Annotated in this window: 9 protein-coding genes; 7 read left to right on the forward strand and 2 right to left on the reverse strand. The window is 43.5% G+C overall.

The window, feature by feature from the left end:
- The first annotated feature begins 1 nt into the window (after position 1).
- The 7 genes from BN8899_RS07840 to BN8899_RS07870 all read left to right on the forward strand — a co-directional run bounded on the left by BN8899_RS07840 (position 2) and on the right by BN8899_RS07870 (position 9,120).
- Positions 2-1,309, forward strand: coding sequence for a glycosyltransferase family 4 protein (locus tag BN8899_RS07840; RefSeq protein WP_065218995.1), 1,308 nt, complete (start codon positions 2-4; stop codon positions 1,307-1,309).
- Positions 1,306-2,319, forward strand: coding sequence for a D-glucuronyl C5-epimerase family protein (locus BN8899_RS07845; RefSeq protein WP_082986958.1), 1,014 nt, complete (start codon positions 1,306-1,308; stop codon positions 2,317-2,319). Before BN8899_RS07840 ends, BN8899_RS07845 begins: the two co-directional genes overlap by 4 nt.
- 235 nt (positions 2,320-2,554) lie before the next feature.
- The gene (asnB, locus tag BN8899_RS07850; RefSeq protein WP_065218996.1) at positions 2,555-4,483 is read left to right on the forward strand and encodes an asparagine synthase (glutamine-hydrolyzing); all 1,929 of its coding nucleotides are present in this window, start codon (positions 2,555-2,557) and stop codon (positions 4,481-4,483) included.
- Between the two features lie 10 nt (positions 4,484-4,493).
- Entirely contained in the window at positions 4,494-5,531 is a 1,038-nt protein-coding gene (locus BN8899_RS07855; protein ID WP_065218997.1) for a glycosyltransferase family 2 protein, read from the forward strand.
- A gap of 60 nt (positions 5,532-5,591) precedes the next feature.
- On the forward strand, positions 5,592-6,860 hold the full coding sequence (locus BN8899_RS07860) for a DNA cytosine methyltransferase (protein ID WP_065218998.1): 1,269 nt from the start codon (positions 5,592-5,594) through the stop codon (positions 6,858-6,860).
- Between the two features lie 6 nt (positions 6,861-6,866).
- A complete protein-coding gene (locus BN8899_RS07865; protein WP_065218999.1) occupies positions 6,867-7,910 on the forward strand; it encodes a hypothetical protein in 1,044 nt (347 codons plus the stop codon).
- Between the two features lie 28 nt (positions 7,911-7,938).
- Positions 7,939-9,120, forward strand: coding sequence for a glycosyltransferase family 4 protein (locus tag BN8899_RS07870; protein WP_065219000.1), 1,182 nt, complete (start codon positions 7,939-7,941; stop codon positions 9,118-9,120).
- Between the two features lie 10 nt (positions 9,121-9,130).
- On the opposite strand, the gene BN8899_RS07875 is transcribed toward BN8899_RS07870, so the two are convergent.
- Complete coding sequence (locus tag BN8899_RS07875) at positions 9,131-9,913, reverse strand: polysaccharide deacetylase family protein (protein WP_222860554.1); 783 nt, start codon at positions 9,911-9,913, stop codon at positions 9,131-9,133.
- Positions 9,898-12,051: an oligosaccharide flippase family protein gene (locus BN8899_RS07880; protein ID WP_018338108.1), complete on the reverse strand. Its 2,154-nt coding sequence runs from the start codon at positions 12,049-12,051 to the stop codon at positions 9,898-9,900. Before BN8899_RS07880 ends, BN8899_RS07875 begins: the two co-directional genes overlap by 16 nt.
- Position 12,052 lies beyond the last annotated feature (1 nt).

The following is a 12,052-nucleotide window of genomic DNA, read 5'->3' on the forward strand; positions in this document are numbered from 1 at the left end:
GATGATGAAAAAAGTTCTGATTATTACCTACTATTGGCCTCCCAGCGGGGGACCCGGCGTGCAACGGGTGTTGAACTTCGCGAAATACCTGCCCAAATACGGTTGGGAACCCGTGATCCTGACCGTCCGGAAAGGCGAGTATCCCGCCCAGGACCCCTCGTTGGAAAAAGAAATACCTGCCGGGTTAAAGGTATATAAAACGAAAACGTTCGAGCCTTTTGCCCTTTTCAAACTGATCTCCGGGAAAAAACAGGACGACAAGATCGGTACCTACATCCTGTCGGAAAAAAGCCCGAATCTCGTCACCCGCCTCTCCAAATGGATACGGCTGAACCTGTTTATCCCCGACGCACGGGTCGGCTGGAAACGGTACGCCGTACGGGAAGGAATGAAAATCATCCGGTCGGAAAACATCGACCTCATTCTGACTTCATCCCCTCCCCACTCGTTGCAACTCATCGGTCAAGCCCTCGCACGCAAAAGCGGGAAACCGTGGATCGCCGATTATCGTGACCCGTGGAAAGAAGTGGTCTACAATCAAAACCTGAAAAGAACCGCTTTCGCCGAACGCAAAGACCGCCGCCTGGAGCACGACGCGCTGAACGCCGCCAACGGCATCACCTCGATCAGTAAAGACATCCTGCACCTGCTCGAAAGTAAATGCGACCACCCGCAAAACACTTGCCTCGTCTTCAACGGCTACGACAACCGACCTGCCCCGCTCCCGCGCAACACTTGTCCCATGATCACCTACACGGGCGTACTTTCCGTTACCCGGATCCCGACACCCTTGCTTCCGGCACTCCGGGCTTTGCGGGAAGAAGGCATCCGTTTCCACTTGAAATTCATCGGGAACACCTGCCCCGAACTCCGGCAACTCATCGAGGAAAACGGCTTGACCGCCGACACGGAATACATTTCCTACCTCCCCCACGACGAGTCCATCCGCCATATCAACTCGTCCGACGCCCTGTTGCTCGTCATCGACAACGTACCCAACAACAAAGGCATCCTCACGGGCAAACTATTCGAGTATATCGGGGCACAACGCCCCATACTGGCTATCGGTAACCCCGAGGGGGAAGCCCGCCACATCATTGACGAATGCCAATGCGGGGAAATGATCGGCTACAACGACACGGAAGGTGCTAAAAATATATTGCGAAAACTCCACGCAGCATGGCAAACCCAAACGCCAGCCTACCCTTTCACGAACAGTTCCCGCTACTCGCGGGAAGCCATCACCGGGGATTTGGCTCGCTTCATGGATCACGTGCTCACCCTTCACGCTAAAAAAACAACGCTATGAAACTCAAAAATGCCCTCTTTTTCGGGAAAAGACTGTTGACCGACTTCAACGAGAACAAACATCTGGCAACCTGCACGGACAACCGGAACACGGAATTGACCTACTATTATTTCCTCTTCGAAGAAGACAAGATCAACACGCGGGGAGGAAACCATCCCTTCCAATTCGACGAAGCGGGCATCCCCCTCGTGCACTCGTACATCGACGTCGTGGACGGGAAAGGGTATTATTACTACCCGATCACCATCGGGCAATACGCCCTCGCCGTGTTCCATAGTTGGCTGAAGACACACGACCCGGAAAAGAAAGCCTACTTCCTCCGGTTCGCCGACTGGTTCATGCAACAACGGGAAGAATCCCCCGAACTGGGTTGCTACTGGCTGACTGAAACCGCCAAACCGGAATACAAAGTAACCACCCCATGGAAATCGGCATTTACCCAAAGCCGGGCAATCTCCCTTCTCCTGCGGGCATGGCAAATAACCCGGAACCCTAAATACCTGCAAACAGCAACCCTAGCCCTCGTCCCTTTTACGAAAGACATATCCGAAGGAGGCGTTTCCGTGGATCGGGCGATCGGCGAAACATTCTACGAGGAATACACGGCTACCTGCCCGACACGGGTACTGGACGGACATATCTTTTCGCTTTTCGGTCTGTACGACTACATCCGTGCCGTACCGAAAGAAGTGAATCCCGACGGGCATGCCCTCGCCCTTCACCTGTTCAACGAAGGCGTGGAAGGACTCATCCGCCAACTCCCAAAATTCGACATGGGCTACTGGTCCCGTTTCAACCGTTGCGACCTTCCCGGCTACCCGCAGGACGATCCCTGTACAATCGGTTATCTACGGCTGGTACGCCACCAGTTGCAAGTGCTCCACCAAATCACCGGCAAAGAAGAATTTCACACGTACAGCGAGAAATTCCGCCGTTACGATAACATCCGCAACATTCTAAAAATGTACCGTCACAAATTCAAGGCACTGAAAAAGCTAAACAGGCTATAGTTCTTCCGCCCTTTGCCATGATTAGATCCCCCTTGCCCTACCCCATAAACCAACCATAAACCAATCATGAACCAATCATGAACGCAAATTTACGTTTATGCTACGTTCATGATTGGTTCATGATTAGTACTTGGGGTCAAGTAGGGATAGCCCAACCAGAAAATAAGCAGAGATATTCCGTATCTATCTTTTTTGTGCTACTTTTGTAAAAAAACAATATAAATGAGAATACAAGATGTGCGGGATAGCCGGGATATTTGAACGAAACAAGGATAACCAAGAATTGATGTCGGAAATGCTGACCGCCATAAAACACCGCGGTCCGGACGATCAGGCTATTTATACCCACCGGGATTTTACCCTCGGTCACAGGCGCCTGTCGATCATCGACGTGACGACTTGCGGCAACCAGCCCATATTCAACGAGGATAAAACGGTTTGCGTCATTTTTAACGGGGAAATATACAATTACGGGGAGATTCGGGATGAATTGAAGAACAAGGGACACGTGTTTTACACGGCAACCGACACGGAAGTGCTGGTACACCTTTACGAGGAACACGGAATGGGGTTTTTCAACAAGCTGAACGGTATTTTCGCCTTTGCCCTGCTGGACATGAAGAACGAACGCCTTGTCCTCGCCCGAGACCATTTCGGGGTGAAACCGCTCCATTATTTTCTGAAAGACGGGGTGCTAGTATTCGGTTCGGAACAGAAATCCATCATCCTCCATCCCAAGTACGAACGGCAACTGAACTTGAAAGCCTTGCATCTTCACCTGAACTTGCGCTACACGCAAGGCAATGAAACCTTGTTCGAGGGGATCAAACGTGTTCCCCCGGCTCATTATGCCGTGTTCGAGAACGGGTTGTTCACGGTGAAACGCTACTGGCAGTTATCCGTCGATGTCGACCGTTCCATCACCGAGGAGGAGGCGAAAGAACGGATGAACGCTTTAATCAAACAAGCCGTGAAACGCCAACTGGTGAGCGATGTTCCCGTGGGAGTATATCTCTCGGGCGGGTTGGACTCCTCCGCGATCGTGCAGAAGATGCACGAACTCGGGGTTCCCGAAATCAACACGTTCACCCTGGGATTCAACGAACCCACGGATGAATTCCCCGATGCCCAACAGATAGCGGATCATTTCCACACGAACCACCACACGCTAAGCCTCTCGATGAACCCGATGCAGCAAATGCCGCAAGTCATCTGGCACGCGGAAGAACCAAAAATCAACCTGTTGCAGGGATTCAATATGTCGGCATTCGTTCATCCCACGGTAAAAGTGGTACTCGGGGGACTGGGAGGGGACGAACTATTTGCCGGGTACGACATTCACAAGTTTGTTTACCCGTTCAACCAATGGCACCGCCATATGCCGCAATGGATGCAACGTATCGGGCGCTGGAAGTCGGATTTTATCTTCAAGTTACAGAATAATTCCAAGTCTTTGCGCTACGACGAATACCGCCGGGGAATACAGATGCTTCTCTCGATTGGCAACGCAGAACGCTTTTACTTGATTCTCCGCAACGTGTGGGACTACGACATGCCATTCTATAAAAACATATACTCGGAGAAGTTTTTACAACAAAACCATATCGAACAAGTCAAAGTTCACCGGGAATTTGACAAGATTTTCAACGATGTGAAAGACGAAAACGCCTTGAACCAAGTACTGTATACCGAATTTCAATCCAAGATGGTGAACGATTACCTGCTCACGGACGACCGGATGTCCATGGCTCACTCCGTGGAAGAACGGGTGCCTTTCCTCGACCGGGATCTGGTGGATTTTGGTTTCTCGCTGCCCGTGGAACTTAAAATCAAAAACAACCAAACGAAATACCTGTTCCGGGAAGCCATGAAACCCTACTTGCCTCCCAAGATCATCACTAAAAAGAAATGGGGATTCACGGTGAACCCGTACCTCCAGTTCAAAAAGGATTTGAAGGACACCGCCGAGAAGATTCTGACAAAAGAATACATCGAAAAACAGGGAATCTTCAATTACGATTATATCCGGTATATCCTCGATTACCCGGCACACCCGAAACTCCGGTGGCATTACAATTTTATCTGGATTATCCTCGGGCTGGCTATCTGGGAACAACAATTTATCTATAAACGGGTGGAAGACAATATAGAAGCTTACTATTAAAGAAGAACGTATGAAATATTCTATCATCATAGCCGTGTATAACCGATTGGAGGAAGTAAAAGAACTTCTCGACAGCGCCGAAAAAATGGAGGGCGACCGGGAAGTTTTTGAATTTCTATTCGTGGATGACGGTTCAAAAGACGGTTTCCGGGAATTTATCGAACAGTACCGCTCGGGAAGCGGATTGCAAATTCGTGCCGTTTACCAACAGAACCAAGGCCCGGGGGCGGCACGAAATCACGGGATGCGGGAGGCTAGAGGAGATTATTTCGTGTTCGTGGACTCGGATTGTATGTTTCCCCCATGTTGGCTGCAAGAAATAGAAAAGGCACAAAACGAGCATCATTATGATGCATTCGGGGGACCGGACACGTGCCATCCCTCGTTCTCACCTCTGCTGAAAGCGATCAATTATTCCATGACTTCGTTCATAGGAACCGGGGGTACCCGGGGAAACAAAAAGCACGTCGGGCGGTTTTATCCCCGAAGTTTCAACATGGGCATCTCTCGCGAAGTGCACGAAACGATCGGGGACATGGGAGGCCTTCGCCACGGGCAAGACATGGATTATTCAATGCGTATATATAACGCCGGATTCAAGGTCGGGCTTATCCCGGATGCCTACGTTTACCACAAACGCCGGACAAGTATCCCGAAGTTTTTCCGCCAGATATTCAACTGGGGAGTCGCCCGCGTCAACCTATCCCGCCGCCACCCACACACGCTAAAACTGGTGCATTTACTGCCGGCTATACTTATCTCGGGATTATTCTCGTTGGAAATTATTACTATTTTCACCGGTCAAACGTATCCACCCGTCCATTTCCTTTGGAATATTATCGACTACGGGTTGCTCGCCGTTTGCCTTTTCGCTTTCCTCCAATCCCTGTGGAAATATCGCAATGTAACCGTCGCTATCCTATCCATTATCACATTGCTAATCCAAGTATTCGCTTATGGATTCGGGTTGTTGTGGGGAGGATGGAATGCCCTGTTCGGTAAAGAGGTAAAGGGCTTTTCAAAAAATTATTACGGGAATAAAAAGTGAACTCGAAATATTTTATACCTTTACCAACATACAAAATAAACGGCATAATTTCATTATAAAATGAAACCAAAAAAAGCAAACATAAATAAAGACATTAATATCCTTTCATTATTTTCCGGTTGTGGAGGTATGGATTTAGGTTTTGAAGGAGGGTTCTCTGTTTTCCGGAAATCCGTTCCGGAAAATGAACATTTCATTGACAGTTTTATTAATGAAGACCTAGTACGACTAAAACAAACCAGATTCAAAATGGTCTTCGCCAATGATATTTTAATTGAAGCATACAACACCTGGAGTCACCACTTTCAGAAATTAGGATATTCCCCAGATATATACCACAGAAACAGTATTGTAGATCTTGTAAAAAGACACCGTAATGGAGAAATTATATTTCCTGAAAATATAGATATTGTTACAGGAGGTTTCCCTTGCCAAGATTTCAGTGTGGCAGGCAAAAGACAAGGATTTAAATCTCGCAAAGATCATAATGGGAAAATAATAAACGGAGATATTGCATCCGAAGAAACTAGAGGTAAACTTTACTTTTGGATGAAAGAAGTTATTGATATAACTAAACCCAAGATATTTATAGCAGAGAATGTCAAAGGTCTTACCAACTTCAGTGATGTCAAAGATATTATACAAAAAGATTTCTCAACTGCTGACGGAAGTGGTTATATTGTACTTCCTCCTAAAGTACTCCATGCGGCAGATTATGGTGTACCACAATCAAGAGAAAGGGTCATTTTTATCGGAATAAAAAAATCAGCACTGAAACCAAAAGCTTTAGAAGCACTTTGTTCTCTAACAATACCCGATCAATATAATCCTTATCCTAAGCCGACCCATGCATTTAACTCATCGGACAAAAATCTCAAACCTCCTGTTGTTTTAAAAGACATTTTCTCAATACTCGAAGAACCTCAGTCGAGTAAAGATGAATCTCAAAAGTATTTCTCGAAAGCTAAATATATGGGAGCCCATTGCCAAGGACAAAAAGAGATTTCTCTGGAGAAAATAGGTCCAACGATACGATCCGAACATCACGGAAATATTGAATACCGACGCCTCTCGAAAGAACACGGGGGTATAATAGAAAACGAGTTATTAAAAGGACTGGAAGAAAGAAGATTAACACCGAGAGAATGTGCCATGATACAAACTTTTCCACTGGAATATGAATTTGTAATACCCGACACGACAAGAAAAAAAAGCTTTATTGTAAGTCCTTCCGCCGCCTATAAAGTTATAGGAAATGCCGTTCCTCCTTTATTAGCGTATCATATTGCGAAACGAATTGAAGATATTTGGTCTCTTTATTTTATATAAATAGTTATGGTCATATCAACTAACACGGAACCTCACAAAAAAGAATTTGAGTCCTTACTTAACAAAATGGTAACGACATTAAAAACTACTGCCACTTCAAATATAAAGAATTACCTCAAGTATTCCAGTTCAGATATAGAAAAAGAAACGAGAGACATTTTACAAGATTGTGCTTTAGGAACTCCATTCGAAAATACGATTCAATTGATCGGAGGACAAAGCTTTCCAGATATCATTGCCTATAACTATTATGGAGTGGAAGTGAAAACGACCAAATCCAATCATTGGAAATCAATTGGCAGTAGTGTCGCAGAAGGAACAAGAGTAAAAGGAATTGAACGTATTTATATGCTTTTTGGAAAAATATGCAATCCCGTTGATTTCATGTGTAAACCATACGAAGATTGTTTGTCAGAAGTAGTTGTCACTCATTCTCCACGTTATCTTATCAATATGAATATCCCTAAAGGAGAGACTTTTTTTGACAAGATAAAAATCCCATATGACCAATTAAGAAAACAAGATAATCCGATCAAAACTATTCTAGACTATTATAGGAAACAATTAAAACCGGGAGAAACTACTTGGTGGGCTGAATCTGGAATCAGCAAGAAATCCAATATCATTGTTCGACTATGGAGTTCTGTTTCTCCTGAAGAGAAGCAAGATATTAAAAATAAAGCCATGTGCTTATTTCCCGAGATTTTTAGCAGTTCGAGTAATAAATACAATCGAATGAATTTATGGTTAGCTTCCGTAGAAGGTGTTGTTGTACCCAATACTCGAGATCTTTTTACTGCCGGTGGGCAAAAAACAATTGAATTTGCAGGAAAAAATTATGTTGTACCCAAAATCATATTTACACTATGTAATTCATTACCAAAAATTAAAAATCTCCTCTCAGATTATGATATCGAGGAATTAAGTGAATATTGGGAGATGGATATTACTCCTGAAAATACATTTAAAAACTGGAGTGAACTAGTGGCAAAAAATGCTAAAACAATAACCCATTTTCCATTAACAGATTATATCCAATCATTCAAATAAAATTTCACGGAAGTAAAAAAAGTAAGGTATGAGAATCGGTGTCATTTTAGATAAGGAAATCACGAAAGATCAACGGGTTTTAAACGAAATAAAAATACTCGAGAGCCACGGGCACGAAATACATGTACTTTGTCCTGATCTATTAAATATCGGACTATCGGGAAATATCGGAAACATAAAGATCAGACGTTTTAAAATGTCAAACCGACAAAGAGAAATTCTATTCGGCATCGTAAATCGTTTCCCGCTATATAATTGGATATGGCAAAAACAAGTTCGCCATTTTATTGCCGCCACACGAGTAGAAGCTTTACATACACATGACTTGTACATGGCAAAACCCGTGTACATGGGAAATCGCAAATATCACCTCCCGATCACGCTCGATTTGCACGAAAATTTTCCGGCAGCAATACAATCCTACACGTGGGCAACGACATTCCCTAAAAGTCTTCTCGTGGTACCCAAACGTTGGGAAAAACTTGAAAAGAAATATCTGGAATACGCTGACAATATCGTGGTGCTATGCCATAGTTTCCAAGAAGAATTAAAACAAAAATACTCTTCACTGGCAAAAAAACGTTTTGTTATTTATCCCAATGTTCCGGACGTGGAAGAACTTTTACAATATGACCCTCTTTCGATAACCATTCCAAAACAAGATTTTATCATGTTCTATTTCGGGGCAATCGGGGTGCGTCGCGGATTAATCTCTTGTTTTGAAGCACTAAAGAATCTTACTCCCAATTATCCCGACATCAAATTGCTACTTATCGGTCCCATTGACAAGGGTGATCGGGAATTATTTAAAAGCTATATGGAAGATCCCCGGATTAGAGAACAGATTATCTATTACAAGTGGAAAGACTTGTCCGAATTCCCCGCTTTCGCCCGTCAATCCGCTATCGGGCTATCCCCCTTGATTAAAAATCCGCAACACGATTCCGGTATTGCCAATAAGGTTTACCAATATATGTTGTTTGAAACTCCCGTACTGGTGTCAGATTGTACCCCCCAATTGGAATTAATTGAAGAAACCGGAGCCGGTATGGTATTCCGGAATGAGGACGTGGAAGATCTTATAGAAAAGATCATCTATCTTTATCAACACCCGGAAGAACGAAAACACATGGGAGAAAACGGGAAGAAAGCCGTATTGGAGAAATACAACTCGGTTGAGGCGGGCAACGCGTTGAACGCGATATATTAATGCCCTTTTCTTAATTGCGATCGCGAAAAGACAACCAAAGTTTACGAACATTCGAGAAGAAATGATGATTCCAGTGTTCGGGGTGAGTCAATAACAGAATAACGGAATCACCTTGCTCGATAGCCTCGCCTGGAGATTTACCATATCGCCAGGCGGAATTGTCGGTAACCGAAGTATCTGATATATACGTCGTGATCCTTTCTCGCAATGATTCATCATAAGCCTCAAAAAGGATATTATAATCCTTTTTAAAAGACTCGTCCACTAAAATATAATTCGGTGTTCCTAATTTTCTATTCCAAGCTGCACCGTGAGAACAAAGAGAGGTCATGGAACCGAAAGCCATTCTAAAATCCTGAATCTCTTTTGCCAATTGTTGCCGGCAAAAACACAGGATTTCGGGTGATATTTCTTTTTTATCAGTCAACCGTAAACGTTTCATTTCTAAGGCTAACGTTTCGTAATGCAAACCCACCTCAAAGCCCTCATGCAAGATACGCTTTATCAGGGCTGGTTTCATTGTCAAATGCCGGAAATAGTAGGATGCATGAACTTGTAGACGCCGCTCCACTTCAAACATCCGTTCCGCTCCGCAAGCATCAATATCTACATCATGACGAAGCAAAAGTACATGATCCTCCGGGTAAGCCTGCTGTACCCACTCAAGCAATGACATAACCCGATAGCCTTTCGCCAAAGCCAACTTTAACAAGTCTTCGTACTCGCTCATCCGGTCTTTCTGTCGAAACAGCTTGTGATATATTCTTTTCCACCCCTTCATCGGTTTATCCATTTCACTTTAGTAGGTTCAAAATGAAAACGCTTCTTAAAAAGAGCCAAGCCCCGGGAATTCCCCCAATAGGAATCGTAAATAATATATTTCAAATCGTTCCGATCAAAATAAACTTGCAAAACTTCCAAAAGCAAGAAATACATAATCCCCGCTTTCAAGTAAGCCCCATGTCCCAGTATATTATTTATGAAAATAGTATCGCCCAAATGTAATGTCCGGATATACCCGACCAATTTATCTTCCATAAATACACCGTAAACTTCCATTCCCTCCCCCCGGGTAATATTTCCTCGTTGAAGATATTCTTGTTTTATGTCTTTTCCCTGCCTTGTTTCCAAAGAGGTATTCACTTCAAAAATATCATCCTCGAATAAAGCCGGATCAATTACCCGAAACTCCGCTCCTTTTTTATAAGCTTGCTGATGGAAATACTTCACAGAATTTTTACCTTTCACCGTCTCGTAATAAGCCGCAAAATCATTCCGGTATTTATCTTTCTCCAAAAGTGCTATCGCTATCGTTTTGTGAGGTATTAAATATAAGAATTTCGCTTTCCGTTTCTTAAATTCTTTTGTCAATCGAATTGCTAACGATGTTTTCCCTAAATTAATTGTCTTCCGAGGCATTGATCTCAAGGAAGCCCAATAATAACTAAACATCAATTTCCAACTATCCCACATTCCAAAAATGCTTTGAAGTTCCACATCATCGTAAAATTTCCACGCGAAGAGTATGAAAGGATAAGCAATCAATAACCCGATTTTTATCACAAACGCTATCCATATATTCAAAGGCATTGTCAACATACCTAAGAGGTAGATAAATATACCCACCACGATGACTTTACCTAATTTACCTAACTCGTAAGGGATCGGATAAGCCTTTTGCGCGAAATAATAGGGAATAATCCAAGAAAGTATTTGCGCTATCAATGTTGCCAATGCAGCCCCGTACATTCCCAAAGCAGGGATTAAAAGTAGATTTAACCCTAAATTGATGAACGTGATCAAAATTATCGACGAACTGATGATTTTTGTACGTTTCGTGATTTGCAAACCGATCACTGAAGTATCCCGCAACATCCCGAAAAATATTCCGAAAGTAATAAAAGGAACAACGTACACGGAAACATAATAAGCAGGATTAGACGCCACCAAAGCGATAACCTCCCGGGACAACAAGCTTAATCCCAAAACACAATACATACCCCCGAAAGAAAGATAAGTAAATATTTTCGAATAGAAACGCCGGTTATTCGGATCGTTTATTTTTTTCATCATCAAAGGAGTCAATGCCAGCTGAACGGAAGCGATAACAAATATTTTTAATGTATTACCGATCTTGTAACCAAAAGCATAAAAGGCGACATCATCCACTCCTTTCATATAATTCAGCATATATTTATCGAACGCTGTCAACAAACCGCCCACGATAGCGGGGAACATTAACGGATAGCTATACGAAAGAATTTGCTTGATAGCCGCAAATTCCAGTTTAAAAGATGAGTTCTTTATAATAAAGGGCGACAAAAGAAGCAACTGGGATATAATACCAATTACTTGGGCTTCATATACTCCGGCAATCCCTCTTTTCAAACCCACCACAAAATACACGGTAACTCCCAATGTAACGGCTAATTTCAATATATTCACGACCGAGAATTGCACCGAACGACTTTTCAATCGCAACAAATCCAATACAGGAGCAACTATCGCGGATAGAACAGAATACACCAGCAACAAGTGAAACACGTATGGCAACTGATCAAAGGATGCCATCTCTTCACCAGCCAGCAATAGAGCCTCTACCGAATCCTTGAATCCCCAAACGATCATCCCCATACCCACGGCAGCAATCGTGGTCATCACCATGATCGTGAAAAATAAACTTTTCTGACGTTCGGCATATTCTTTATCCCAGTACCACCGTACCAGACCAGCATAGAAAGCCAATCCCATGGCTGCAATCAAAATCTGGGAAGTAACATCCAAAAGACTCAACATTCCATAATCCGCGGTTGAAAAGAATGTTTGGTCTGTATACAACGGAATTAAAATAAAACCGACCAGCTTGGAAGCAAAGTTTCCAATGCCATACACGATGGTATGCTTCATGGTTTGTTTTATATCTCCGAACATT

It is taken from the genome of Butyricimonas sp. Marseille-P2440 (assembly GCF_900091675.1).
Taxonomy (GTDB): Bacteria; Bacteroidota; Bacteroidia; order Bacteroidales; family Marinifilaceae; genus Butyricimonas; species Butyricimonas synergistica.

Coding starts and splice junctions, on each gene's coding strand:
- BN8899_RS07840 (WP_065218995.1), top strand. CDS start 2: ATGATGAAAAAAGTTCTGATTATTACCTACTATTGGCCTCCCAGCGGG.
- BN8899_RS07845 (WP_082986958.1), top strand. CDS start 1,306: ATGAAACTCAAAAATGCCCTCTTTTTCGGGAAAAGACTGTTGACCGAC.
- asnB (WP_065218996.1), top strand. CDS start 2,555: ATGTGCGGGATAGCCGGGATATTTGAACGAAACAAGGATAACCAAGAA.
- BN8899_RS07855 (WP_065218997.1), top strand. CDS start 4,494: ATGAAATATTCTATCATCATAGCCGTGTATAACCGATTGGAGGAAGTA.
- BN8899_RS07860 (WP_065218998.1), top strand. CDS start 5,592: ATGAAACCAAAAAAAGCAAACATAAATAAAGACATTAATATCCTTTCA.
- BN8899_RS07865 (WP_065218999.1), top strand. CDS start 6,867: ATGGTCATATCAACTAACACGGAACCTCACAAAAAAGAATTTGAGTCC.
- BN8899_RS07870 (WP_065219000.1), top strand. CDS start 7,939: ATGAGAATCGGTGTCATTTTAGATAAGGAAATCACGAAAGATCAACGG.
- BN8899_RS07875 (WP_222860554.1), bottom strand. CDS start 9,913: ATGGATAAACCGATGAAGGGGTGGAAAAGAATATATCACAAGCTGTTT.
- BN8899_RS07880 (WP_018338108.1), bottom strand. CDS start 12,051: ATGTTCGGAGATATAAAACAAACCATGAAGCATACCATCGTGTATGGC.